This is a genomic window from Methylobacterium sp. WSM2598 (genome assembly GCF_000379105.1).
Lineage (GTDB): Bacteria > Pseudomonadota > Alphaproteobacteria > Rhizobiales > Beijerinckiaceae > Methylobacterium.
Genome location: NZ_KB900609.1, coordinates 5782085 through 5807708, shown reverse-complemented (window position 1 = coordinate 5807708; position 25624 = coordinate 5782085). Strand labels below are relative to the sequence as shown.

Here is a 25624-nt window from a genome sequence, read left to right as displayed (position 1 = left end):
GGCACGGGCGCCGCGGTCCGGCCGGTGCGCCCGCTGCCGCCATCCCCCCGTTCAAGCATCGCCCGACGCCCCGCACCGGGCCCGATCGCCCGCGACCCTGTCAAATCGGTGCGCCGCCGCACCGTTCCGCGATGCTGACCGGAAAGATCTGATCCCGCAGATACGGCTCAAAATAAACATAAATCGACCTTGGCTAAGAGACTTCTTCGGCTGCGCCGAAGCCAGCACATCCACATTCAACTGCGTTAATCGGTCCGGGAAAAATAGATCTGGCCGCTCGCAGAACCGAGCCTTCGGCTTTGGCGTTGAGGGTCGGCCTGCGGGACCAGCATGAAGGGCACGACGTGAACGATATGCACCTGACCAGCAGCATCACGGGGGCTGCGCCGGGGCTCTTGGACGACCAGCCTGTGGAACCCCCTTTGCTGCCGCCGGAGGGCGCGGCGCGCGGCCTGCTGGTGTGCTTCTCCCACCTGCGCTGGGCCTTCGTCTGGCAGCGGCCGCAGCACCTGCTCAGCCGCGCCGCCCGGCACTTCGACGTGCTCTTCGTCGAGGAGCCGGTCTTCGAGCCCGGCGGCAGCGACCGGCTCCGGGTCGAGGCGGTCGCCCCGGGCATCGACGTCGCCGTGCCGGTCGTCGACCCCGCCCGCGCCTGCGCGGCCGACCCGATCCAGACCCAGCTCATCGGCGACCACCTGCGCCGGCGCGAGGCCGCCGCCCGGGTGTTCTGGTACTACACCCCCGCCGCGATCAGCGTCTCCGCCGAGCTGCCGCGCGACCTCACCGTCTACGACAACATGGACGAGCTCTCCGCCTTCCGCGGCGCCTCGCCCGACCTGATCGCCCAGGAGGCCGAGCTCCTGTCCCGGGCCGACCTCGTCTTCACGGGCGGGCGCAGCCTCTACGAGGCCAAGCGCGGGGCGCATCCCAGCGTCCACTGCTTCCCCTCCTCGGTCGACGCGGCCCATTTCCGCCAAGCCCGCGACGCCGCCCGGCCCGACCCCGGCGACCAGGCCGCGATCCCGCATCCCCGCATCGGCTTCTTCGGCGTCATCGACGAGCGCCTCGACCGCGACCTCCTCGGCGCGCTCGCGGATCTGCGGCCGGACTGGCAGGTCGTGATGATCGGGCCGGTGGTGAAGATCGACCCGGAGAGCCTGCCGCGGCGGGCCAACATCCACTGGCTCGGCTCCAAACCCTACGCGGCCCTGCCCGACTACCTGCGCCACTGGGATCTCGGGCTGATGCCCTTCGCGCGCAACGAGGCGACGCGGTTCATCAGCCCGACCAAGACGCCGGAATTCCTGGCCGCGGGCCTGCGCGTGGTCTCGACGCCGATCCTGGACGTGCTGCGCGACTACGGCGAGGCCGGTCTCGTGGCGATCGCCGACTCGCCGCGCAGCGTGGCGCTCTCGATCGAGGCGCTGCTGGCCCAGCCGCGGCAGGCGTGGCTGGAGCGGGTGGACCGGCACCTGGCGGGCGGTTCGTGGGATCGCACCTACGAAGCCATGCATGCGCTGATGCGGGCGGGCCTGCGGCGGCGCGAGGCCGCCTCCCCCGCCCTTCTGCACTCGGCCGCCTCCCCGGCCTGACGCCTCCTCCCGCCCAGGGGTCAAGACACATGTACGATTGGCTGATCGTGGGCGCGGGCTTCGCCGGCAGCGTGCTCGCGGAGCGGCTCGCGAGCCGGCGCGGCGAGCGCGTCCTCATCATCGACCGGCGCAACCACGTCGGCGGCAACGCCTACGACCGCCTGGACGAGGCGGGCGTGCTGATCCACCAGTACGGGCCGCACATCTTCCACACCAACGCGGAGGCGGTCGTCGCCTACCTGTCGCAGTTCACCGCCTGGCGGCCCTACGAGCACCGGGTGCTGGCGCAGGTGGACGGCATGCTGGTGCCGATCCCGATCAACCTCGACACGGTCAACCGCCTCTACGGCCTCTCGCTCACCTCGGAGGAGCTGGAGGCGTGGTTCGCGGCGCGGGCCGAGCCGGTGACGGAGATCCGGACCTCGGAGGACGTGGTGGTCTCGGCCGTGGGCCGCGATCTCTACGAGAAGTTCTTCCGCGGCTACACGCGCAAGCAATGGGGGCTGGACCCGTCCGAACTGGACCGGCAGGTGACCGCGCGGGTGCCCACGCGCACGAACCGGGACGACCGCTACTTCACCGACACGTTCCAGGCCATGCCGGCCCAGGGCTACACGCGGATGTTCGAGCGGCTCCTCGCTCATCCGAACATCCACGTCATGACGAACGCGGATTACCGCAGCGTGCGGGACGTGATCCCGCACCGGCGGGTGATCTATACCGGCCCGATCGACGAGTATTTCGATTTCCGCTTCGGCCGGCTTCCCTACCGCTCCCTGCGCTTCGTGCACGTGACCCGGGACGCGGATTGCCACCAGCCGGTGGCGGTGGTGAACTACCCGCAGGGCGAGGCCTACACGCGCATCACCGAGTACAAGCACCTCACCGGGCAGGAGCACCCGCGGACCTCGCTCACCTACGAGTATCCGTGCGCGGAGGGCGACCCCTACTACCCGGTGCCGCGGGCCGAGAACCAGGCCCTGTTCAAGCGCTACGAGCGATTGGCGCGGGCGGAGGCGGACGTCTGGTTCGTGGGGCGGCTCGCGACCTACCGCTACTACAACATGGACCAGATCGTCGGCCAGGCGCTCGCCACCTTCCGCCGCCTCGACGAGGCCCTGGGCGGACCCGCCCAGCGGATTCAGCCGGCCCCCCGCGCGACGCCGCGCCGGCCCGCGGCCGCGCTCCCGCCCGCCGAGTAGGCGCGCGGGCCGCGCGCCGCGCCGCGCGGAGCCGCCCGGCGAGGAACAAGCCCGCGCTCCCGCGAGATGACGGCCGCATGACCGACGACCGCGCTCTCGATCCCGACTGCTCCCTCGCGGACGGGCCGTCGCCCTCCCCCCGACCCGACCCCGCGCCGGCCCGAACGGCCGGCGCCCGCGGCGGCCGGCTGCCCTGGATCCGCGTCGCCGGACCGGGCATTCCCTATTTCGAGACCGAGACCGGCGCCGCCTGGACGCCGGTCGGCCAGAACGACGCGATCAGCTGGCACGAGCTCGAAGGCCTGTTCGGCCGCCGCGACCTCGCCGCCGCCGAGGCCCACCTGCGGCACTTGGCGGATCACGGCGTCACCTGCCTGCGCCTGATGCTCGAATACGCGCAGGTGCGCCACCGCTACATCGAGCGCCCGGTCGGCCGCTTCGTCCCGGCCATGGTCCGCCTCTGGGACGACCTCTTCGCCCTGTGCGAGACCGTCGGCCTGCGCATCCTGCTCACGCCCTTCGACACGTTCTGGATGTGGCTGCACTGGCACCGCCATCCCTACAACCGGCGCCACGGGGGCCCGCTCGCGGAGCCGTCGCGGTTCCTGCTCGACCCGCAGGTGCGGGAGGCGATCAAGAACCGGCTCGCCTTCGCGGTCGCGCGCTGGGGCGGCTCGGGCGCGCTCTTCGCCTGGGACCTCTGGAACGAGATCCACCCGGCCCATGCGGAGGGTTCGGCGGAGGGGTTCGCGCCCTTCATCGCGGATCTGAGCCGGCACGTGCGCGCCCTGGAGACGAGGCTCTACGGGCGCGCGCATCCGCAGACCGTGTCGCTGTTCGGACCCGAGCTGGGCTGGCGGCCCCATCTGGGGCTGGAGGAGCCGATCTTCCGCCACCCCGACCTCGATTTCGCGACGCTGCACATCTACGCCGAGGGCACGATCGACGATCCGCGCAACACCGTCGAGCCGGCGATCGCGATGGGGCGGATCGTGCGCGAGGGCCTGGCGCAGATCCGCGACGGCCGGCCCTTCCTCGACAGCGAGCACGGCCCGATCCACAGCTTCAAGGACCGGCGCCTCACCCTGCCGGAGCCGTTCGACGACGAGTATTTCCGCCACATGCAATGGGCGCACCTGGCGAGCGGCGGGGCCGGCGGCGGGATGCGCTGGCCGAACCGCCACCCGCACAGCCTGACGGCCGGGATGCGCGCGGCCCAGCGCGGCCTTTCCGGCTTCCTGCCCCTGATCGACTGGCGCCGCTTCCGGCGCCGCAACCTGAGCGGGGACCTCGGCGATCCCGGGCCGGGCGCGGCCCTCTTCGCCTGCGGCGACGCGGAGCAGGCCGTGATCTGGTGCCTGCGCGCCGATTCCCTGGCGCCGGACGGCCGCTTGCGCCGGGACGCGGCGCCCCTCGGCATCCGCCTCTCGCTGCCGGGCCTGCGAGCCGGGCGCTACGCCCTCACCGCCTGGGACACGCGGGCCGGCCGGCCGTGCGGCCGCCGGGAGGTGACGGCGCGCGACGGGGTGGCGACCGAGATCGAGCCGCCGCCCTTCGTCACCGACGTGGCGCTCGCCGTGCGGCGGGTCTGATCCGGGTCTCGCCTGACCGATGGGGTTGGCCGTGCCGGACGGGCGGCGGACGACCCCCGCTCCGGCCGCCAGCGGGGCCCGCCTCACGGGCGCGCGTCGAGGAGCCCGATCATGCGGTTGAAGCGCTCGCCCGCCACGAAGACCGTGTCCATGATGGCGGGGTCGAGCTCGTCGGGCGAGAGGGCGCCGTCGTCGGCGAGGCCGATCCCGGGCCGCGGCGGGCGGGCCGCGCGCAGGCGGTCGGCCAGGAACATCGCCAGCGCCCGGTAGAAGCGCGCGGCGAAGCCGGTATCGGCGTCGAGCCGGCGCTGCAGCACCTCCCGGTCGAGGAAGAGCGCCGCGCCCGGACCGCGGGCCGTGATCGTCGCCGAGGCCGGCGCGGAATCGACCAGCGACACCTCGCCCACCACCTCGCCGACGCCGAGCCGCGCGATCTCGCCGTGCCCCTCCGCGGTGACGGCCAGCACGCCGTCGAGGATCAGGATCAGGGATCGGGTGCGGTCGCCCTCGGCGATCAGCACCTCGCCGTCGCGCAGCGCGCGCCGGGTCGCGGTCCGGGCGATCCAGGCGACGTCCTCGTCGGTGAGAATCCCGAACAGGTAGAGGACCTTGCGCATCGCGGGCTGTCCTACAGGAGCTGGCGCCGGGCGAAGTCGGCGAACAGGCCGGGCGCGGCGGCGAGGTCGTCGAAGGTGCCGGACTGGACGATGCGCCCCTCGGCCAGCACGACGATCCGGTCGGCCTCCCGCACCGTGCTCAGCCGGTGGGCGATCACGATCCGGGTGACGTTGAGGGCGCCGAGCGAGGCGCTCACCACCGCCTGCGAGCGGTTGTCGAGGGCGCTCGTCGCCTCGTCGAAGAGCAGGATCCGCGGCCGCCGCGCGATGGCGCGGGCGATCAGCAGGCGCTGGCGCTGGCCTCCCGAGAGCGTGTTCACCCCCTCGGCCACCACCGTGTGCATGCCCATCGGCATCGCCCGGATGTCCCCCTCCAGCCCCGCCATCCGGGCCGCCTCCCAGGCCTGCTCCAGGGGGAGCTGCACGCCGCCGCAGATATTCTCGTAGAGGCTGCCGGTGGTGAGCCGGCCGTTCTGGAGCACGACCCCGAGCTGGCGGCGCACGGCGCTGACGTCGAGGGTGTCGAGCGCCTTGCCGTCGTAGAAGACGGCGCCGGATTCCGGCGCCTCGAAGCCGAGCAGCAGGCGCAGGAGCGAGGATTTGCCGCTGCCGGAGGGCCCGACGATCGCCACGTACTCGCCGGCCGCGATCCGCAGCGACACCGCGTCGAGCACGGGCGGGCCGGAGGCGCCGTAGCGGAAGGTCAGGCGCGAGACCTCGATCGCGCCCGAGAGGTCGCCCGGGGGCTTGCGGTCGTCGGCGATCTCCGCCTCCGCGGCGAGGAGCGGCCGCATCCGCGTGAGGTGCGGGATCGCCACCAGCGCCTCGCTCAGGCCCGCCGCGAAGGCCCCGATCGCCCCCATCGTCTGGCCGAAGGCGGCGAAGAAGCCGAGGAAGGCGCCGAGATTCTGGGTCAGCGTGCTGCCGAGGGTCGAGGCCGCGGCGAAGATCGCGAGCGTCGCGAGCGTCGGGAGGGCGGTCTCCGCGATGCTGAGCCCGTTGGCGATCCGCTGGGCCGCCAGGAAGTGGCCCTTCTGCTCCGTGAACAGCCGCGACCACACCGCGAGCGCCCGCACGGTGGCGCCGGCCACCCGCAGCTTGCCGATCCCGGCGAAGAGCTGGAGCACGAAGCCCTGAACCCGGCCCTGGCCGTTGAAGGCGCGGCTCTCGTGGTAGAGGCGCAACCCGCTCGCCGCCAGGATCAGGACCCCGCGCAGGAGCGCGAGCGCGACCGCGATCAGCGCCAGCACGGGGTCGTAGACCAGCATCAGGGCGATGCTGAACAGGCCGAACATCCCGGCGAGCAGGCTGCGCAGGGTGCGCCCGGTGAGGAGGCGGCGCACCGCGTCGATCCCCATCGCCCGGTCGACGAGGTCGCCCACGGTGTGGTCGCGGAACAGGGCGGCGCGCAGGCGCAGCAGCCGGTCGATCATCGCGGCCTGCAGCGTCCAGTCGATCAGCCCCTCCAGGCGCAGCATCGCGAGGCTCTCGGCGGCCTGCACGGCGGCCGCCGCCAGCGCCGTGACCGCGAGCGCGATCGCGCAGACCGTGATCTGGTCGAGTTCGCTGCGCGGGATCGCGGAATTGACGAGCGCCTGGGTGATCAGCGGCACGACCAGGGTGAGGAGCCCCATCAGCACCGCCGGCACCGCGACCGAGGCGAGGTTGCCCCTGGCCCGCCGGGCCGCGAAGGCGAGGAGGTCGCGGAAGCTCAGGGCGCGGCCGGGCAGCGTCGGGTAGAAGCCCGCCGCCTCCGGGCCGAGCTCGGCGGCGAGCGCCGCGTCGACCCGCCGCCGCTCCCCGGTGGCGGGATCCACCATCAGGTAGGCGCGGCGCTCGCGCAGGAGCGCCACGGGCGCGCCCGCCTCGCCCCGCCACGCCAGGAGCGGCCCGGCATCCTGCCGCCACCACTCCGCCCGCAGCAGGACGCGGCGGACCCGCAGCCGCGAGGCGCGGGCGATCTCGACCACGTCGCGGTAGTCCCGCGCGGTCCGCACCCGGCCGGCCGGGCGGGTGAGCGGCGCCGCCATGGTCCCGGCCACGAGGGCGCAGGCCGCCATCAGCGGGTCCTCGGGATCGACCGCGGCGGGCGGGGCGTCCCGGCGCACCACGATGCTCCCGAGGCGCCCGAACAGCTCGGCCGCGCGGGCGGCGTCGAGGTCGGCGCGGCGGGCGAGCCGCGCGGCGTCGCGGGTCGGCTGGCCGGCGGCCTCCCCGTGCAGGGCGGCGGCGGCGGCGCGGTGGAAGCGGTCGACGGCCAGGGCCAGGAGGTCGCCCTCCGGGGCCGCGCAGGGTGAGAGCCGGCAGCCCTCCGGCCCGGCCTGGGCCCAGAGGCCGGCCCCGAGGGGGGCCGGCGGGTCGCCCGGCCGGTAGGCGGGGGCCTGGCCGGCGATCGCCGCGCTCCCCTCCTCGACGACGACCCAGCGCAGGGACCGGGCCGGCCCCCGCCGCCGCTCCCCGGGCTCCAGCGCCTCGCCGGAAGCGGCCTCCCGGATGTCCCAGGCCGGGTGCGGACCCGCGACCAGCGCCGCGAGGCCCAGGACCCAGCCCTCGCAGAGGGGCCCGATCTCGGCCTGCGCCGCCTCGCGCACCGCGGTGCCGGGCGTGCCGACCGCGGTGATCTCCAGGCGCTCGCCGCCCGCGCCCGCGTCGGCGGGGACCGGCAGGATGATCCCGCCGCTCTCGATTCGCAGCAGGTGCCGGCGCGGGCCCGCGACGGCGCCGTCGCGGCTGCGCAGCGCGAACAGGTCGGCGTGCCCGCTCGCCACGACGAGCGGCGCGCCGAGGGAGGCGAGGCGCTCCGGCCGGCGCCCGTCGAGGGGTTGGGCAGGCGCCTCGGCGGGAACTGGCGCCGCGGCGGGGAGCGGCGCCTCGGCGGGAACTGGCGCCGCGGGGAGCGGCGCTTGGGCGGGAACTGGCGCCGCGGGGAGCGGCGCTTGGGCGCCGGCCGGCCCGACCAGGGCGAGCCCGCCCTTCGCAAGCGGCTCGCTCACGACTGGGCCAGGAGCGCCGCGTAGGCGCCCTCCCGGGCGAGGAGTTCCTCGTGCCGGCCGCGCTCGGCGATGCGCCCGCGCTCCAGCACGATGATCTCGTCGCAGTCGCGGATCGTGCTGAGCCGGTGCGCGATGATGATGCAGGTGCAGCCGCGCCGCCTCAGGTTGTCGTCGATGATCTTCTCCGTCACCGGATCGAGGGCGGCCGTGGCCTCGTCGAGGACGAGGACGGAGGGGTTCTGCACCAGGGCGCGGGCGATCTCGATGCGCTGGCGCTGGCCGCCGCTGAAATTCGCGCCGCCCTCCAGCACGTGGCCGTCGTAATTGCCGGGCCGCGTCGCGACCTCGCCGTGGACCGCCGCGTCCTTGAGGGCCAGCGAGAGGTCGGGCTCGGGCACGGTCGGGTCCCAGAGGGTGAGGTTGTCCCGCACGCTGCCCTCGAACAGGACGATGTCCTGGTCGACGTAGGCGACCGACTGGGCGAAGACCTCCGGCGGGATGTCGGCGAGGCGCCGCCCGTCGAGGCGCACCTCCCCCGACCAGGGCCGGTTGAGCCCGCAGATCAGCCGCCCGAGGGTCGACTTGCCGCTCCCCGAGAGGCCGACCAGGGCGACGCGGCTGCCCGGCTCGATGGTGATCGAGACATCCTGCAGCAGGGGCGGCTCCAGGATCGCGTAGCCGAAGGACACGCCGACCAGTTCGACCCGCCCGACGAGCCGCGGCGGCGGCGGCGGCAGGGCGGGATCCGGCTCCGGCCGCTCGACCGGGTAGTTGTAGACGTCGTCGAGGCGCTCCAGCCCGCCCTTGATGATCTGGATGCTGCCGATCTGGCCGACCAGGGCCGTGATCGGCTCGGAGAAGCTCGCCATCAGCGACTGGAAGGCGATGAGGCCGCCGAGGGTCAGCGAACCCTCGGTGACCCGCAGGCCGCCGATGCCCAGGATCGCCGCCGTGGTGAGGCCGGAGAGCAGGGTCGGCACCGTGTCGAGCCAGGCCGAGGTGGCGCCGAGCTCCTGCTCGGCGTTGAGGGCGCGGGCCTGGATGCCGGCCCAGTGCCCGAAGGCCTCGTCCTCCAGCCCGCTCGCCTTGAGGGTCTCGATGGTGCGCACCGCCCCGATCGTGCTGCCCAGGAGCTTGCCGCGCTCCATGGCGAGGCTGCGGCTGAGATCCTCGCGGCGCCGCCCGATCAGGTGGAGGGCGAGCACGTTGAGCAGGGACAGCGCCACGCCGATCACCGCCAGGAGCAGGTCGTAGACCGCCATCGCGGCGGCGAAGAAGACCAGGGAGGTCAGGGAGAGCGCGTTGCTGACGAGGCCGCCCGAGAGCAGGCGCGCGATCTGCTCGTTGGTGGAGACCCGGTTGGCGATGTCGCCGGCGTGGCGCTGGGCGAAGAACTCCATCGGCAGCGCGAGGACGTGCCAGAGGAAGCGGCTGGTCATCACCACGGCGAGCTTCGTCTGCAGCCGCGTCATCAGCGACAGCTGCAGGGCGGTGACGCCGGCCCGGAACAGGGCGGTGAGGCCCATCCCGATCAGCAGCGGCGTCAGCCAGCCCGGGGTGTTCTGGATCAGGATCTCGTCGATGAAGATCTTGGTGAAGCCCGGGATCAGGATGCCCGGGACGATCAGCGCGAGGCTCACCGCGACGAGCAGGCCGACCGCCGCGCGGGAGGCGCCGAGTTCGCGCAGGAGCAGCCGGAAGCCCTGCGGCTTGCGGCCGATCCGGCGGAACTCCTCGGTCGGCTCCATGGCGAGGGCGACGCCCGTGAAGGCGAGGTCGAGTTCCTGCATGGTGACGCGGCGGCGCCCCATGGCCGGGTCGTTGATGAAGGCGTGCTCCCCGCGGATCCCCTCCAGCACCACGAAGTGGTTGAAGTTCCAGTGGATGATGCAAGGCATCGGCAGGTCGTGCAGGGTCGTCGGCTCCTTGCGGAAGCCCTTGGCGGCGAGCCCGAAGCCCCGCGCCGCCTTGACGATGTTGCTGGCCTTGCTGCCGTCGCGGGAGACCCCGCAGGCCACCCGCAGCTGCTCCAGGGGCACGAAGGCGCCGTGATGGGCGAGCACCATGGCGAGCGCCGCGGCCCCGCACTCCACCGCCTCCATCTGAAGCACGGTCGGGGTGGCGGGCGGGCGGCCCCGGCCGGGCCAGGGCAGCAGGCGGCGCAGGGCGGCGGCGCTCATCCGGCTTTACCCGGCGAGGCCGGTGAGGCGCTTGAGCATCGGCACGACGAGGTCGAGCGGGCGGTGCTGGCGCGTGGTGATCTCGGCCCGCACCAGCGTGCCGCTGGTCAGGCGCAGGTCCGGGCCCCGCCCCACCGCCCAGGCGTAGCCGCTCGCCGTCGCGGGGTCGGGCTGCAGCCGCACCAGGGCCGCGTAGGGCGCGCCCTCCTGCGAGAAGCGGCTCACCAGGCGGTCGTTGTGCAGCACCGCCGCCATGCCCTGTGGGGTGATCGGGAAGTCGGAGATCGACACCACGCTGCCGACCAGGGTGCCGTATTCCTCGCGCTTGACGGTGCTGGGCTCGAGCCGGGTCTCCATGCCGGGCTTCACGGTCTTGCCCTTGTCGGCCGGGATGTAGACCACCGCCTCCAGCGCCTTGCCCTCGCTCTCGACCGCGATCACCGGCATGCCGACCGTGAGGACGGAGCCCGGCGAGACCTTGACCTCCAGGACCCGCCCGTCGATCGGGCTGAGCACCTGGGTGTTGCGGCCGAGCTCCCCGGCGAGCTGCTCCATCTGGCGGCGGGTATCGTTGAGGCGGAACTGCGAGTCCTGCAATTCGCGCTCGCGCTGGGTCTCCAGATCGGTCTTCTGGGTGCGCAGCTTCAGCACCTCGTTCTGCGCGTCCTCGCGCCGCTGGCGCGCCTCCGTCAGCTCGCGGCGCCGGTCCTCGACCACCCGGCGCGTGGTGATGCCCTTGCCGAGCAGCGTCTCCAGGTTCCTTACCTCGGTCGACAGATACTCGATGCGCTGATCGGTGGCGTGGACGATCTGGTCGAAGGCCTCCTCCAACTTGGCGAAGTTGCGGGCCTTGGCGGCGAGTTCGTCCTTGACCTTGGCCCGCAGGGTGGCGTGCTCGCGCTCGCGCTCGCGATGGACCTCGACGGCGGCGCGGTGGCGCTCCTCGATGTCGGTCTGGGCGATGCGGGCCACCGGCTGGCCCTGGACGACCCGGTCGCCGGCCGCCACCTCGATCGCCGCGAGCCGGCCCGAGGCGGCCGAGACCGCGTCGACCACGCGCCCGCCGACGCTCACCAGGATGCCCTCGCCGGCCGCGCGCGTCGGCACGCGCCCGACCACGCTCCAGGTCAGGGCCGAGACGAGCAGCAGCGCCACCGTGCCGGCGAGGATCCAGTCGGCGGGCTTGGTGATGCGGACGAGGTGGTCGAGCTGCTCGGGCGAGGCGGCGCGCTCGAGCGCGATCGGCCGGAATGCCCGCTGCGGGGATGAACTCATGGCGAGGGACTCACGGCGAGGGGCTCACGGCAAGGAACTCACGGCAATGGACTCACGGCGCCTCGCCCGGACCGGGTCGCTCCCGGCCGCAGAGACGGCCCGCAATCGCCGTTGCGGCGCCGCGCGGAATCTCCTCCGGATGGCCGGTACACGCGCGGCCGAGTGTAGTAGAATTTCGCCCCGTGACCACCCTGAACCTTGCCGGACCCGGTCCGGACTGGGACAGAGTGCCCGGGAGGAGTCCGCGATGCGGAGTGCACTTGGCGCAGATCGGCGGCGGGCCCGACCCGCCCGGCCGCCGCGGCCCGCCGCGCTGGCGGCCCTCCTGCTCCTCGCGCTCCCGCCCGGCGCGGTCGCGCGGGTGCTCTCGGACGGGGACCTCGCCAGCGTCGCGCGGATCAAGCCCCTGTTCACCGCCGTGCTCAGCGACGTCGCGCGCTCGGCCCAGAGCCCGGACCTGTCCGCCCCGGACGGGGATTGCCTGCGCTCGACCCTGCGCTCGCTCATGCAGATCTCCGACGAGCTGAAGGGATACGAATCGCTCATCACCATCGAGGGCGAGATCACGGATTTCGGCGACGACGAATCGCTGCGCAGCGTGCTGCGCTTCGCCGTCGAGAACGCGCTCAAGATCCTCGACACCGAGCGCCGCCGGCTCGGAGAGTTGTCCGATACCTGCTCGCGTTCCCCGCTCGCGGCCGGGAAGACACGCCAAGCGCTCCAGTTCATCGACAGCACGCAGGCGATCCTGCGCGCGGTACAGCCCAGGCTGTGACCGGGCGGCACTGATCCCAGGTTGCGGGACTTTACTTTCTACCAAGATTTCAGTTAGTCTCCACAAGTCGGCTTCGGCACCATCGCGGCGGAGCAACCCCTGTGACATTCTCGGAACAGGTTCTTCTGGTGGTGCCGCCGGTTCTCTATCCCGGCATTCCGACCCTCGGGCCGAGCGTTCTTGTGCCGGCTCTGCGACGGGCTGGCCTCTCCGCGCGGGTTCACTACGCAAATCTGGCATTCGCGGCTCGGTTCGGGTTCGATCTCTGCGCCCGCATCGCCGGCTCGCGCACGCTGATCGGCGAGGCGATCTTCCTCGGGGCAGCCTTCCCGGAGAAGGCGGAGGCGCTGGAGCGCATCCTCGCCCTGCTGCGGCAGGACGCGGAGGCCGACGCCAAGCTGCGCCAGCTCGTGCGCCCGGCCGCGCCGGAGGACGAGGAGGTGGCCCGCGTCGTCGCGGCCATTCCGGACTTCATCGCCGAGACGGCGCGGCGGCTCGTGGCCGGCGCGCCGCGCATCGTCGGCTTCTCGACCATGGTGCAGCAGACCATGGCGAGCATCGCCCTCGCCCGCGAGGTCAAGCGGCTGCGGCCCGACATCGTGACGGTGCTGGGGGGCGCCAACGCGGCGGAGCCGATCGGCAGCGCGCTGATCGAGCTGACGGGCGTGTTCGACGCCGTGTTCTCGGGCGAGTCGGACATCGAGTTCCCGCGCTTCTGCCGCAGGCTCGTGGACGAGGGCACCCTGCCCGCGACCCGGATCATCCGCGGGCGCGGCATTCCCCGCCTCGACGACGTGCCGGCCCCCGATTACGACGATTACTTCGCCGAACTCGCACCCCTGAAGGCGACCGACCCGGTCGCCGCGACGGCGCCGCACTTCCTGATCTTCGAATCCTCGCGCGGCTGCTGGTGGGGCGACAAGAAGACCTGCACCTTCTGCGGCTACAACTTCCCCGGCACGCAGTACCGCGCCAAGTCCCCGGAGCGGGTCGTGAGCGAGCTCGAGGGACTGATCGGGCGCTACGGGGTCGGAAAGTTCTACGCCAGCGACAACATCATGGCGAAGGACTTCCCGAAGGGCGTGCTCGACGCGCTCGCCGAGCGCGGCACGCCCTGCGCGCTCAGCTACGAGGTGAAGTCGCCGATCCGGCCCGAGGATCTCGACCGCTTCGTGCGCGCCGGCATCTTCGAGATCCAGCCCGGGATCGAGTCCTTCTCGACCCGGATCCTCAAGAGCATGGACAAGGGGGTGAGCGGGATCGACAACATCCGCGTCCTGCGCGACGCCACGACCCGCTCCCTGCGCGTGATCTGGAACATCCTGACCGCGATCCCGGGCGAGACGCGCGCGGATTACGAGGAGATGCTGCCGCTGCTGCCGCTCCTGGAGCACCTGCGGCCGCCGACCCGCTGGGGCCCGATCCGGATCTCCCGCTACTCGCCCTACCACAACGAGCCGGAGCGGTTCGGCATCACCGGCCTGCGGGCCTGGCAGGCCTATTACGAACTCTACGGGGATTACGCGGAGCGGATCGCCCTGCACTTCTTCGGCGAGTACCGCACCGAGTTCATGGACGCGCCCGACCTCGTGGCGGCCCTCGACCGGCAGGTCCAGGCCTGGACCGAGGCTTGGGCGGCCCCGGGCGGGCCGCCGCGGCTGAGCCTGCAGCGCCTCGGCGGCGGCTGGCTCCAGGTCACCGACACGCGGCGCTGCGCCAAGGTCGGCGCCTGCCTGCTCGCGCCGGACCTCGCCCGGGTGCTCGATTCGGTGCAGATGCCGGTCTCCGAGCCGCGGGTGCCGGAGGCGGATCGCGAGCGCCTCGGCCACCTCGTCTCGCTCGGCTTCGTGCTTCGCCACGAGCAGCGCTACGTCTCGCTGGTCACCGAGCCGGCGCTGGGCGAGGCCCTGATCGCCGAGCGGGAGCAGAGCCTCGCGCGGCGCGCGGCGGCCGAGTCGCCGGCCTCCCCCTTGCCGGCCTTCAGCCTCGGCGCGCTGCGCGTCGGCACGGAGCGGCCCGTCCTGGTGCCGGAGCACGGCGAGACCCTGCGCCTCTGACGCGAGGCTCGGTTCGGGGACCTGGTCGCTTGGCGACGGCCGGATCCCGCGTGACACGAAAGGCGGCCCGATGAACCGCGAGAAGGGACATCCGGTCCAGGCGACCGTGACCTGCATCCGGGGCACCTGCAATGCCGGGCACCGGGTCGGCGACGTGCTGCCCGTCAGCGCCCGCAACACGGCCGGGATGTGCGGCTACCTCTACCACGCCGCCCATCCGGCGATCCTGATGCTGCAATTCGGCGGCGCCGTGCCCTGGGGGCCGGCCGACCGGGTGGTGCTGAACTGTCCCGATCCCGTCAACCTCCTCACGGTGGAGCTGCGCCGCCTGCCGGAGGGCGTCCCGGGCGAGGCGCCCGCGGCGGAGGCGGCGCCCGCCTCGGCCGAGGCGGCGCCGGTCCGGCTCGGCCGGGTCGTGTGCCGGGTCGAGGGCTGATGGGCGCCGCCACCCGCTTCGAGGCCGCCGCCCGGACCCTGCGGGCGGTGGCGGCGGCGGCGGGGTTCCCGCCGGCCGCGCGCGAGGAGGCCGTGGCCTGCGCCCGGCTCCTCGCGGCCTCCTGGGCCGACGAGCCCCTCGCCGCGCCGCCGCCCTGGTCGGGGCTCGGGGCCGACGCGAGCGGCTTCGACGCCTCGCTGGTCCTCGACGGGACCCGGCGCGAGGTGCGCGTCACGGTCGAGGCGCAGGGGCGCCCGGCGACGCCCGCGCGCTATCTCGCGGCGGCGCGCGCCCTCTCGGAGCACCTGGCGGAACGCCACGGGGCGGACCTGTCGCGGCTGGCTTCGCTGCTGCCGCTCTTCGCGCGGCCCGACCCGCGGGCGGCGGGGGTGCTCTGGCACGGCGCCGTCCTGGCGCCGGGCCGGGCGCCCTGGTTCAAGGTCTACCTGCACCTGATGGCCCCGGGCCGGGCGCGCGCCCGCGCGACCGCGGAGGCCGCCCTCGACCGCCTCGGCCTCGCCCCGGCCTGGCCCGGCCTCGCCGCGCGGCTCGCGCCCGAGGACGAGCCGCTCTTCCTCAGCCTCGACCTCGTGCCCGGCCCGGAGGCGCGGGTGAAGCTCTACGTCCGGCACGGCTGGGCGGGGCCGGAGACGCTCGCCGCACCCCACGATCCCGCCTTCTCCGGCGAGGTCCTGGCCTTCGTGCGGGGGCTCGCCGGGGACGGCCCGATCCGGCGCGGCGCGCTCACCGCCTTCCACCTGCGCCCGGGCCGCGCCGAGCCCTCGCACGTGACCACGCATCTGCGCCTCTACCCGCACTGCGCCCGATCCGACGCGGTGCTCGCCGCGCGGCTGACGCGGGCGCTCGACCGCCTCGGCCTGCCCGCCGCCCCCTACCGCGCCGCCCTGGCGGCGCTCGCCCCCGGCGGGCTCGACGGGGAGGAGGGCCTGCACGGCTGGGCCTCCCTGCAGCGGCACGGGGCGCGGCCGGCGGTCAGCGTCTACGTCTCGCCCCGCCTCTACCTCGCGCGCTTCGGCCCGGTCGCCCTCGATCCGGAGCGGCTCTGGCCCTCGCCCGTGCCGGCGGCGGCCCTGCGGGAGGATGCATGCGCGTCGCCCTGATCTTCCCGCCCGCGACCGACCCGCGCGCGCCGCATCTCGGCCTGCCCTGCCTCGCGGCGGTGCTGCGGGAAGCCGGGATCCGGACCGACCTGATCGACGCCGATATCGGGGGCCTCACCGCGCTCCTGGGCGCCGAGAGCGTGGCCGCGTCCCTCGCCCGCCTCCGCCGCGGGGGGGCGCGGGACGGCGGCGCCGCGCGCCTCCTCGCCCGCGGCGAGGCCCTGGTCGAGGCGGTGCCGCGCGCCCTCGCGACCCTGCGCGACCCGGAGCGCTTCTACGACGTCCACGCCTTCCACGCCGCCCGCGAGACGATCCTCGACGCGCTCGACCTCGTCTCGGCGGCGGCGCCGCGCCCCGTCCGCTACGACCTCTGCCCGATCCGCTACGAGGTCGAGGGCGTCGACGAGCAGAGTCTCGGCGACCTGATCGCGGTCACGGCCGACCCGGACGCCAACCTGTTCGAGGCGCATTGGCGCAGCGACCTCTTCCCGGCCCTCGACGCGGATCGGCCCGACCTCGTCGGGATCTCGATCGTCAACCGCCAGCAGATCCTGCCCGGGCTCACCCTCGCCCGGCGGCTGCGCGCCCGGGGCCTGTTCGTGGTGCTGGGCGGCACCGTCTTCACCAAGTTCGTGAGCGAACTCCTCGCCCGGCCGGACTTCTTCGCCCATTTCGCCGACGGCGTGATCGCCTACGAGGGCGAGACCGCGATCCTCGAACTCGCCGCCCAGCTCGACGGGGCGCGCGACTTCGCCAAGGTCCCGAACTTCCTGCACGTGGCGGAGGGACGGGTGCGGATGGGGCCGACCCACGTCGAGGACGTGGATGCCCTGCCGACCCCGGACTTCGCCGGCCTGCCGCTCGCCGGCTACCTCGCCCCCGCGCCGGTCCTGCCGATCCTCGTCGGCAAGGGCTGCTACTTCAACGCCTGCAAGTTCTGCGACATACCCTTCATCAACCACGTCTCGCGCAAGCCCTACCGGATCCGCCGGCCCGAGCGGATCGCGCAGGACATCCTCACCCTCAACGCGCGCTTCGGCTGCCGCCACTTCGAGTTCACCGACGAGGCGCTGCCGCCGCGCCTCCTCGACGGCGTCGCCGACGCCCTCGGCGCCGAGGCCGCGTCCCGCGGCCTCTCCTTCACGGGCTACGCGCGGCTGGAGCCGGGCTTCACCGCGCCCCTGTGCGCCAAGCTCGCCCGCATGGGCTTCCGCAAGCTCTTCTTCGGCCTCGAATCCGGCGACCAGGCCACCCTCGACCACATGCGCAAGGGCATCCGCCTGGAGAATGTCCGCCCGGTGCTCGGCCATTGCCGGGAGGCCGGGATCCACTTCCACGTCTTCTCGATCATCGGCTTCCCGGAGGAGACGGAGGCGAGCGCGCGCCGCACCCTCGGCTTCTTCGAGGACCATGCCGACCTGATCGACCATCCCGGCAACAGCTTCGACCTCCACCCGTTCGGCCTCGAATTGCGCACGCGCTACTTCGCGGAGGCCGAGGCGCTCGGGCTCGGGCTGCCGCGGGAGGCCCTCGCCAAGGATTTCGTCATCGGCCTGCGCGGCGGCTGGGACAACAGCCGCGGCCTGTCGGAGGCGCGGGTGATCGACCTCGTGGAGCGCTACAACACGGTGCTGCGGCGCCTCTTCGCGCGCTTCCACAACGCCCCGATGCACCTCTGGCCGGGCTTCGAGGAATACGCCCTGCTCTACGCGAGCCGCTACCCGGAGGGCGCCTTCCCCTACCGCACCGCGCTGCCCGAGGCGGGCGTGCCCTTCCGGCTCACCTGGAATCCCGCCGCCGCCCTGCTGCGCCGCGACGGGCGGGTGCAGGTCGCCTCGCGCTGGAAGGCCGTCGAACTCGACGAGCGCGCCTTCCGGGCCCTCGGGGCCGAGCGGGTGCGGACCATGCAGGATCTGATCCGGGACTGCGTCGCGGCGGGCCTCGTCCGCCCGGACGACGCCCCGGAGGAGCGCCTGCGCGGCGCCCTCCACGACCTGATCGGGCACCGGCTCCTCCAGCTCGTGCTGGCGCAGCCGGGGCCGGCCGAGTCCCGCGCCGACCGGCGGCATGCGAGCGAGTTGTGCGCCATGGAACCGCAAGCGCCCGAAGCGGAACTCGCGGGCTCGACTTGGTGAACCTCGACTCCTCTGTTGCGTACTAGTTGAGTAAGGAGTATTATTGTTTCGTAGTGCCCAGCAAAATCGGGAGAGGCCGGATGTCCGAGCAAAATCAACAGCCGAACGGCTTGGTGATCACCGATGGAGGTGGTAATTATTACTATCTTCGGCCCGAGATTCTGGCCCAGACGAAGATGCCCGACGAAGACGTGCAGAAGTTGAAGTCGGGTCTCGCGGCGTCGTCGGCCGGCAAGGACGAGGAATTGAGCGGCGCGGCGCTGGAAGCGGTGGCGGGCGGCGCCGGCATCGGCGGCGGCATTCAGCTGCCGGGCGTGGTGCAGATCCCGAGCTTCAATATCGGCTCGCTCACGGCATCCTTGACGCACAGCAAGCCGGGTCTTCCCGATCTCGGCAAGGTGATGTCCTCGACCGTGATGTGCCCCTGGTGAGCCGGTTCCGGCGCGGGACGGCCGCCCCGCGCCGGATCGCCCGTGACTCCCCGCGTCCTTATCGGTCCCCATGGCAAGGGTCGCTCTCATCTATCCCCCCGGGGGTGACCCGCGCGCCCCGCGCCTGCCGCTGCCCGCGCTGGCGGCGGCCCTGCGCCCGGCCGGGGTGGCGGTCGACCTGTTCGACCTCGACCTCGAGGGCGTGCTGGCCCTGCTGCGGCCCGAGCGCCTGCGGCGCGCCGCCGCCGCGCTCGCCGCCCGCCCGCGCCCCGAGCCCGATTCCGCCCTCGGCCGCCTCGCCGCCCTGGCGCCGGACCTGCCCGACACGATCGAGGACGCGCTCGCGACGATCCGCGACCCGGTGCGCTTCGCCGATCCCTGGCGGCTCAACGCGGCCCGCGAGCGGATCTACGACGCCCTCGACCTCGTCTCCGCGGCCGCGCCCCGGCGCCTGCGCTACCAGACCGAGGTGCTGCGCTACGAGGTCGAGGGGGTCGATCCGAGCCGCCTGTCCGACCTCCTCGCGGTGACCGCCGACCCGGCCGCCAACCTGTTCGAGGAGCATTGGAGCGAGGAGGTCTTCCCCCGGCTGGAGGCGGGCGGGGCCTACGACCTCGTCGGCATCTCCCTGACCCTGCGCTGGCAGCTCATCCCCGGCCTGTCGCTGGCGCGGCGGCTGAGGGCCCGCGGGCACCGGGTGGTGCTCGGCGGCACCGCCATCGCCAAGGTCGGCGAGGCCCTCGCCGGCTGCCCGGCCTTCTTCGCGGCCTTCGCGGAGGCCGTCGTGACCCGCGAGGGCGAGGCGGCGATGCTGGCCCTCCTCGACGCGCTCGCCGGCGACGGGGATCTCGGGCGCGTGCCGAACCTGCTCTACCGCGCGGGCGACAGGGTCGTCGCCACGCCGACGCGGGTCGAGGACTACGCCGCCAACCCGACGCCCGACTTCGACGGCCTGCCCCTCGACCGCTACCTCAGCCCGCACCTCGTCCTGCCGGTGATGCTGGGCAAGGGCTGCTACCACGACGAGTGCAGCTTCTGCGACATACCCTTCATCAACCGGATCTCGCCCAAGCGCTACCGGCTGCGGCGGCCCGAGACGGTGGCGGAGGACATCGACCACCTGGCCGAGCGGCACGGCTGCCGCCACTTCCTCCTCGCCGACGAGGCCCTGCCCCCCCGCGTGCTCGGGCGCGTCGCCGAGGCGCTGGAGGCGCGCGGGCGCACCGACTGCGTCTTCTCGGGCTACGCGCGGCTGGAGCCGGGCTTCACCCGCGACCTCTGCGACCGGCTCGCCCGGGTCGGGATGCGGCGGCTCTATTTCGGCCTCGAATCCGCCGACCAGGACACCCTCGACCGGATGCGCAAGGGCATCCGGGTCGAGCACGCGGCGCCGGTCCTGCGCCATTGCCGCGAGGCCGGGATCCGCTTCCACGTCTTCTCGATGGTCGGCTTCCCGGGCGAGACCGAGGCCAGCGCCCGGCGCACCCTCGCCTTCTTCGAGGAGAATGCCGAGTTGTTCGACGATCCGGGCTGCACCCTCGACGTGCACGAGCTGGAGATCCTGACCGACACCCCCTACTTCGCCGACCCGGACGCCTACGGCATCCGCTTCCTCGTCCCCACGGAGGGCCGCGACTTCCTGTTCGGCGTCGGCACCGCCTGGGAGAGCACGCCCGGGCTCACCCGGCCGCAGATCGCCGCCCTGCTCGACGAGGCCGGAGCGCGGCTGGGGCCCCTCCTCGCCCGCTGCCACGCCTGGCCCCCGGTGCTGTGGCCGGCCCCGGAGGAATGGGCGCTCTGCGCGGCGGGCGCGTGGTTCGGCCGCGACCTGCCCGACCGGCTCGACCTGCCCGGCCCCGCCGACCCGCGCCGCCTGCGCCTCGCCTGGAACCCGGCCGCCTGGGTGCGCCGGGAGGGCGGCCTCTGCCGGATCGCCTCGCGCCGCGGCGCCCTCGTCCTCGACGCGGAGTGGTTCCGCCGCCTCGGCGAGACGCCGGGCTTTCGCACCAGCGCCGAGATCCTGCGCGATCTCGCCGGGCCCGGTGCCTCGCCCGACGACCTGCGCCGCACCCGCGACACCCTCACCGCCCTGCTGCGCCAGCGCCTGCTCGAACTCCATCCGGAGCCCGAGCCGGCCACCGAAGCCCAGATTCCCCGGCCGCGGCTCCCGGAGGCCGCCTGTGCCTGACGCCCTCGCCCCCGATCGCCCCGGCGCCGCCGGCTGGTTCGGCCCTCGCCCGGCCGAGCCGCTCACCGCCTGCGGGGAGACCGTCGCCGTCGTGCGCAAGAAGGCCCTGCTGCGGCTCCTCGCCCGGCGGGAGGCCGCGCGGCTCGGGCTCCGCGCCACGCCCGAGCAGGTCCGGGAGACGGAGAGCCAGTTCCGGCTGTGCTTCGGGCTCGCCGCGGCGGAGGATCTCGCGGGCTGGCTCGCCGAGAGCGGCCTCGATCCGGCCGGCTTCGCCGAGGCGATGCGGGACTTCACCCTGGTGCGCCTGCTGGAGGAGAGCCTCGCCCCCGAGATCGACCGCCTCGCCGCCGCGCAGGTCGGGGTCGGCACCGCCCGCCTGCGTCCGGGGGCCTGACCCGATGGCGCGCGCGGGTCGCTCCTGGCTGCAGGTGAATGTCGGCCTGTCCCGCGAGCGCGGCTCGGCGCTGCCGGCCGCCCGCGCCCTCCTCGGGGAGATCGGCGACGCCCTGCCCGGGTGGCGCAGGACGCGCCTCCTCTCGGCCTTCCTGTTCCAGCGCAAGCCGCCGGACCTGCGCCTGCGCTTCCGGGGCGACCGCGACCGGCTGCTCGCGGAGCTGCGCCCGATCCTCGCGCGGCACGTGGCCGAGGGCAGGGTCACGCGGCACTTCGTCAGCGTCTACGAGCCGGAGGCGCGGCTGTTCGGCGGGGCGCAGGCCATGGAGGCCGTGCACGGGTTCTGGGAGGCCGACAGCCGGCTCTGGATCGCCGTCGACCGGCTCATCGCCGAGAAGGCCCTGACCATCCCCTACCCGTCGCTGCTGACCGCGATCCTCAACGAGACGGCGTGGTGCAGCCTCGGCGACGGCGCCGAGGTCTGGGACACGTGGTGCAACCTCCTCGTCCTGCTGCGGGCGCCGGCCGAGGGCGCGCCCGCCGGGGACGCGCCGCCGCTCCCGGCCTCCCCGCCGATCCATCTCGACGGGCTCCGGACCAGCGCCGGCCCGGCGGAGGCGGCGATCCTCGACGCCTACGGAGAGGCGGCCGGGCAGCTCGCGGCCGGGCTGCTGCGGAGCTGGGAGCGCGGGCGCCTCGCCTGCGGCTTGCGGGCCCTCCTGGCGACGGCCGCCCTCTTCACCCTCAACCGGCACGGCTTCGGCCAGGCCCGCGCGGTGCCGGTGGTGCGCGCCATGGCGGCCTCCTGGGACGGCCGCAGCCTCCTGCGCGGCGCCCTGCCCGAGCCGCATCCGGGCGCCTTCCACCCGGCCCCGCGCCCGGATCGCGGGGCGATCCGGCACCCGGATCGCGGGGCGATCCGGCAGGGTGCCGGATGAGCGCGGTGCGGGGGCTCGGCCCGGCGATCCTGCGCGTCGCGGGCTGGCCGATCGAGACCCTGGCGCCGCTGCGCGCGGCGGCCCTGACGAACCGGGTCGATGCCTGGATCGCGCGGGACGAGGCGCTCCTGCGCGAGGGGGCGGCCCTGGCCGGCGAGGTGCGGGCGGCGTTGCGGGGCGCGGAGGATCCGGCGCGGCGCGGGGCGCTCCTCGACCTGGCGCGGGCCCTGCGGCGCTCGGCGCGCCCCCTGCCGGCCGCGGCGGTCGGGCGGCTCTGGGGCGATCCCTCGCTCGGCGAGGCCGTTCGGGGAGCCGCCGCGTCCCGCCTCGCCCACGCGGCCGAGCGGGCCCGCATCGACGCGGCGCACGCGGCGGAACTCGCCCGCGCGGGGGCGGCCCTCGAGGCCGTCGCCCGCGAGGAGCGCTTTCGGCGCGCCCTCTGCCTCGCCAGTCCCTCGGTCTTCCGCCGCCTGACGGATCCGCCGGGCGACGCGCGCGGCCGGCGCCGGCTCACCGCGAGCCTGCACCGCTACCTGATGCGGGCGGTCGGCCGCGCGACGCCGAACGGCCTCTGGGCCGGCATCGTCCTCGAGGACGCGGGCGGGGGAGAGGACGTGGGCGGGGGCGAGGACGCGCGATGGTGCGCGCGGGGGCCGCTCGCGGTCGCGCCCGCCCCGGCAGTCACCCGCGTCGCCCCGGTGCTGCACCTGTTCGCGCGGGTCCTGGAGGCGCGCGCCCGCGCCCGACCCTGGATCGACGCGACCGCCTGGCGCCTCAACCCGACGCTGCGGCGCGCGGGGGCCGCGTGGCTTTTCGGCACGGTCGCGGAGGGGATCTGGGTCACCCGGCAGGTCGCCGACCACGCGCCGCTCGGCCACCTCCGCGCCGCCCTGGCGCCCGGGGAGGCGGCGGCGCCCGACGCGATCGCCGACGCGCTGCGCCGCCGCGATCCGGCGCTCCCGGACGAGACCGCGCGGGCCTGGGTCGAGGCCTGGATCGGCGCCGGGATCCTGTCCCCGTCGACCGCCCTGCCGGGCTTCTACGCGGATCCCTGGCAGGCCCTCGACGGGATCGTCGCCGCCCTGCCCGCGGGCGAGGCCGAGAGCTGGCGCGCGGTCCGCGCCGCCCTCGCGCGGATCGCGGCGGAGATCGAGGCGGGGATCGAGACCCTCTCGGCCGAGGCCCTGCGGGCGCGGCTCGACGCGGCCCGGGCGCCGGTGGCCGCCCTGCTGGCCGGCTACGGCCTGGCGCTGCCGGACGGGGCGGACGTGCTCGCGCTCGACCGCACGGCGCCGTTCCGCTTCGCCCTGTCGCGGGACCTCGCCGCCGCGATCGAGGCGCGGATCCGCGCGGCCTGGGCCTTCGACCGCTTCGGCCTCGGCGCCGTCGAGGCGGAGATCGAGACGGAGCGCCTCTTCGGCCCGATCGCCCCGGGCTGCACGGTTCCCCTCGGGGATTTCCTCGCGCCGGAGGCGGAGGCGGAGGCGGGACTCGGGCGCCGCGCCCGCACCTGGGAGGAGCGCGCGGCGGCCCCGCCCGGCAGCGACCTCGCCCGGCGCGCCCGCGAGGCCTTCGGGCGCTGGGAGCGCGTCCTCGCGCCCGATCCCGCGGCGCGCCGCCTCGCCCTGCCGGAGCCGGAGCCTGAGCCGGGCCCGGGCGGGGAGCCCCTTCCCGCGGGCTCGGCCCTCCTCCTCGTCGATGCGGACGGGCGCCTGCGGCTCGGCGGCATCACGCCGGAGCCCGCCTTCTTTCACGGGCGCTTCGCCGCCCTCCTGGGCGCGGCGTCGGACGGGTCGGACGCCTTCCTCGACTGGCTGCGGGGCGCCCTGCGCGGAATCGAGGCGCGCCACCCCGTGCGCTTCTGCGACATCGCCATCCGCAACCACCGGGCGCCGAACGTCACGGCCCGGCCCGCCAGCGCGCGGCGGGCGCTCGACCCGCTCGCGGGCGGCGGCGAGGCCCTGCGCGGGCTCGGGATCGGCCGCGACGCGCGCGGCCGGCCGGCCCTGCGCGCCGCCGGCCTGCCCGAGCGGCTCGTCCCGGCCGCCCGCACCGCCGCCTCCCTCGCCGGGCTCGACCGCGTCGCCTGGCTCCTGTCCTCGGTGTCCCTCTGCCTCGGCCGCCCATCCCTGATGGCGCCGATCCCGCCGCTCGCCCGCGAGGTGGCGGAGTGGCGCCACCTGCCGCGGCTCCTCCTCGGCGAGACCGTCCTCGGCCCGGAGCGCTGGACGCCGCGGGAGGCCGTGGGCGCCGGCCTCGCGGCCGCCCGGGGGGCCGAGCGCTTCGTGATCTGGCGCCGCTTCGCGCGCGAGGCCGGGCTCCCCGCCCTCCTCTACGCCTTCGCGGGACGCGGCGAGACCGAAGTGCTGCTGGCGGCTGACAGCCCGCTCGCGATCGACCTCCTCGGCCAGGACCTCGCGGCCCACGGCCCGGCGCTTCGCCTCCAGGAACTGCTCCCGGATCCGAGCGGCTTCGTGGTCCGGGACGAGTCCGGGCGCCGCTACCTCGCGGAACTCGCCGTGGCCTGGGCGGGGGACGACGCCTTCTGGGCCGGGCTCGCCCCCGCGGCGGAGGCGTGAGACGAGATCCGTATCATGCGCGTTCCGGACGTGATCGCCCGGACAGCGGATGACGGCTGGTCCCTCTTACCAGCCGAAGGGCGGCGGTGCCGGGCCGCGATAGGCCTGGGCCGGCAATTCGCCCGAGATCGGCTCGGCGCGGGCGGGCGGGCGCGGCGCGGGGGCCGCCTCGGGCATGCGGCCGATCCCGGGGGTCGGGAGGGTATCCGTGATGAAGCGGGGCTGGGCGAGCGTGGCGCCGGCCGGCCCCGGGCGGGGTACCGCGGGCGGCGCCAGGGAGGCGGCCGCCGGCGGGCCGGCGGGCGGCGCGAGGTAGGTCGGGGTCGCGGCCCGGTCCGGGGCGGCGGGCCGCGGGGCGACCGGCGCGGCCGCCATCGCCGGCGGGACGGCCGCCGCGGGCGGGACCGCGGCCGGCGCGGCCGCCAGGACGCGACGGGATGCCGGCCGGCGGCGCGGGGGGGCGTCCGCCGGCACGGGACCGTCGGACCCGAGCCGCAGGCGCGCGAGATTCTCGATCAGCGCCTCGGACGGCGTGCCCGCGCGGCGGCACTGGTGGATGCGCAGCGAGGCGGTGACGGGCGAGGCGGCGGGCGGGAAGGCCGCGCCGAGGCTCGGCACCGCCTCGATCCACTGCCACGCGTAGACGCAGCGCTCGTTCTGGGCGAAGCCCATCGGCCCGTAGGCGTTCCGGGCCGGGCGCGACGAGATCCGGTAGCCCGATCCTCCGGCCAGCGCCGCCAGTTCCGCCGCGATGCCCGAGCGCGTCGGCCTGGCCATGGCGGGCCCGTCCACGGCCCCGCGGCGGCGCAGCGCGAGGTCGATCCAGCCCTCGCCACCCCCGCCCCGCGGGCCGAAGCTGATCCGCTGGCGCAGGCCCTGCGAGTAGCCGTCGACCTGGATGGACTGCCCGGCCTCGGCGCCCGGCAGGTGCACGAGGGCCTGCGACCGGGCCGAGCCGTTGAGCGAGCTGAAGGACGTGGCGCTCTCCGCGCCGCGCAGGACGCGCCGGCCGCTGCCCGACGCGGTGCAGGCGGCGAGCGACGCCGCCGCGGCGGCGAGTGCGACCATCCGGAGGGACGCCGCGGCGAGGGAGGGACGGGGCGAGGTCATGGGCGATCCG

The 25624-nt window shown here is 74.8% G+C and carries 18 protein-coding genes; 13 read left to right on the top strand and 5 right to left on the bottom strand.

From position 1 onward, the window contains the following. Window positions 1–353 precede the first annotated feature (353 nt). The 3 genes from MET2598_RS0127145 (at window position 354) to MET2598_RS0127135 (ending at window position 4386) form a co-directional block, all read left to right on the top strand. Window positions 354–1592, top strand: a complete 1239-nt coding sequence (locus MET2598_RS0127145) for a glycosyltransferase (protein WP_026190965.1) — start codon at window positions 354–356, stop codon at window positions 1590–1592. 29 nt (window positions 1593–1621) lie between these two features. Beyond that, a complete protein-coding gene (gene glf / locus MET2598_RS0127140; RefSeq protein WP_018263012.1) occupies window positions 1622–2794 on the top strand; it encodes a UDP-galactopyranose mutase in 1173 nt (390 codons plus the stop codon). Window positions 2795–2871: 77 nt separating this feature from the next. Continuing rightward, window positions 2872–4386, top strand: a complete 1515-nt coding sequence (locus MET2598_RS0127135) for a hypothetical protein (RefSeq protein WP_018263011.1) — start codon at window positions 2872–2874, stop codon at window positions 4384–4386. An 83-nt stretch (window positions 4387–4469) separates the two neighbouring features. On the opposite strand, the gene MET2598_RS0127130 is transcribed toward MET2598_RS0127135, so the two are convergent. From MET2598_RS0127130 to MET2598_RS0127115, 4 genes are read right to left on the bottom strand one after another with little or no spacing between them, the layout of a single operon-like run. Next, entirely contained in the window at window positions 4470–5003 is a 534-nt protein-coding gene (locus MET2598_RS0127130; protein WP_018263010.1) for a cyclic nucleotide-binding domain-containing protein, read from the bottom strand. An 11-nt stretch (window positions 5004–5014) separates the two neighbouring features. Beyond that, on the bottom strand, window positions 5015–7996 hold the full coding sequence (locus tag MET2598_RS0127125; protein ID WP_018263009.1) for an NHLP bacteriocin export ABC transporter permease/ATPase subunit: 2982 nt from the start codon (window positions 7994–7996) through the stop codon (window positions 5015–5017). After that, a complete protein-coding gene (locus MET2598_RS0127120; RefSeq protein WP_012330095.1) occupies window positions 7993–10176 on the bottom strand; it encodes an NHLP family bacteriocin export ABC transporter peptidase/permease/ATPase subunit in 2184 nt (727 codons plus the stop codon). Before MET2598_RS0127120 ends, MET2598_RS0127125 begins: the two co-directional genes overlap by 4 nt. Window positions 10177–10182: 6 nt before the next feature. Next, entirely contained in the window at window positions 10183–11451 is a 1269-nt protein-coding gene (locus tag MET2598_RS0127115) for an NHLP bacteriocin system secretion protein (RefSeq protein WP_012330096.1), read from the bottom strand. Window positions 11452–11698: 247 nt separating this feature from the next. Here MET2598_RS0127115 and MET2598_RS0127110 point away from each other — a divergent pair, with 247 nt between their 5' ends. The 10 genes from MET2598_RS0127110 to MET2598_RS0127065 all read left to right on the top strand — a co-directional run bounded on the left by MET2598_RS0127110 (window position 11699) and on the right by MET2598_RS0127065 (window position 24504). Further along, complete coding sequence (locus tag MET2598_RS0127110) at window positions 11699–12226, top strand: hypothetical protein (RefSeq protein ID WP_012330097.1); 528 nt, start codon at window positions 11699–11701, stop codon at window positions 12224–12226. A gap of 101 nt (window positions 12227–12327) precedes the next feature. After that, a complete protein-coding gene (locus MET2598_RS0127105; RefSeq protein ID WP_012330098.1) occupies window positions 12328–14283 on the top strand; it encodes a RiPP maturation radical SAM C-methyltransferase in 1956 nt (651 codons plus the stop codon). Between the two features lie 70 nt (window positions 14284–14353). Further along, the gene (locus MET2598_RS0127100; protein ID WP_012330099.1) at window positions 14354–14719 is read left to right on the top strand and encodes a TIGR04076 family protein; all 366 of its coding nucleotides are present in this window, start codon (window positions 14354–14356) and stop codon (window positions 14717–14719) included. Then, window positions 14719–15840, top strand: coding sequence for a tryptophan dimethylallyltransferase family protein (locus MET2598_RS0127095; RefSeq protein WP_012330100.1), 1122 nt, complete (start codon window positions 14719–14721; stop codon window positions 15838–15840). Before MET2598_RS0127100 ends, MET2598_RS0127095 begins: the two co-directional genes overlap by 1 nt. Continuing rightward, entirely contained in the window at window positions 15825–17975 is a 2151-nt protein-coding gene (locus MET2598_RS0127090; protein WP_018263007.1) for a B12-binding domain-containing radical SAM protein, read from the top strand. The genes MET2598_RS0127095 and MET2598_RS0127090 overlap by 16 nt, the downstream gene beginning before the upstream one ends. 80 nt (window positions 17976–18055) lie before the next feature. Beyond that, window positions 18056–18406: a hypothetical protein gene (locus tag MET2598_RS0127085; protein WP_043700706.1), complete on the top strand. Its 351-nt coding sequence runs from the start codon at window positions 18056–18058 to the stop codon at window positions 18404–18406. 70 nt (window positions 18407–18476) lie between these two features. After that, entirely contained in the window at window positions 18477–20594 is a 2118-nt protein-coding gene (locus MET2598_RS0127080; RefSeq protein ID WP_018263005.1) for a B12-binding domain-containing radical SAM protein, read from the top strand. After that, complete coding sequence (locus tag MET2598_RS0127075) at window positions 20587–20988, top strand: hypothetical protein (RefSeq protein ID WP_018263004.1); 402 nt, start codon at window positions 20587–20589, stop codon at window positions 20986–20988. Before MET2598_RS0127080 ends, MET2598_RS0127075 begins: the two co-directional genes overlap by 8 nt. Before the next feature lie 4 nt (window positions 20989–20992). Beyond that, window positions 20993–21925: a thiopeptide-type bacteriocin biosynthesis protein gene (locus tag MET2598_RS0127070; protein WP_018263003.1), complete on the top strand. Its 933-nt coding sequence runs from the start codon at window positions 20993–20995 to the stop codon at window positions 21923–21925. Next, window positions 21922–24504, top strand: coding sequence for a lantibiotic dehydratase (locus MET2598_RS0127065; RefSeq protein WP_018263002.1), 2583 nt, complete (start codon window positions 21922–21924; stop codon window positions 24502–24504). The genes MET2598_RS0127070 and MET2598_RS0127065 overlap by 4 nt, the downstream gene beginning before the upstream one ends. 66 nt (window positions 24505–24570) lie before the next feature. Here the strand turns inward: MET2598_RS0127065 and bcsN are convergent, their stop codons facing one another. Then, complete coding sequence (gene bcsN / locus MET2598_RS0127060; protein WP_026190964.1) at window positions 24571–25614, bottom strand: cellulose biosynthesis protein BcsN; 1044 nt, start codon at window positions 25612–25614, stop codon at window positions 24571–24573. Window positions 25615–25624 lie beyond the last annotated feature (10 nt).